The 367-nt window shown below is 70.3% G+C and carries 1 protein-coding gene; it reads left to right on the top strand.

Going from position 1 to position 367, the window contains the following annotated elements; translation table 11 throughout:
• Positions 1–16: 16 nt before the first annotated feature.
• A partial coding sequence (locus AB4Y74_RS17775; RefSeq protein WP_441800484.1) for a glycerophosphodiester phosphodiesterase family protein occupies positions 17–367 on the top strand: 351 nt, incomplete at its 3' end.

Here is a 367-nt window from a genome sequence, read left to right as displayed (position 1 = left end):
GCTGCAGACTTACGACGTGGGCCGCCTCAATCCGGCGAGCAACTACGGCAAGCAGTTCGCGCTGCAGCAGCCGCGCGACGGCGAGCGCATCCCGACGCTGGCCGCGCTGTTCGCGCAGGTGCAGGCGCGCGGCGCCGACGCGGCAACGGTGCGCTTCAACATCGAGACCAAGATCGATCCGACCAGGCCGGAGGAAACCGCCGCGCCCGAGCCGATGGTGCGCGCGCTGCTCGCCGAGATCGACAAGGCGAAGATGGCAGGCCGCGTGACGATCCAGAGCTTCGACTGGCGCACGCTGGCGCTGGTCGGCAAGCTCGCGCCGCAATTGCCCCGCGCCTACCTGACGACGCCCCGCACGCTGAAGGAC

It is taken from the genome of Leifsonia sp. RAF41 (genome assembly GCF_052114085.1).
In the GTDB taxonomy this organism is placed as follows: domain Bacteria; phylum Actinomycetota; class Actinomycetes; order Actinomycetales; family Microbacteriaceae; genus Leifsonia.
This window is presented reverse-complemented; position numbering and strand designations above follow the sequence as displayed.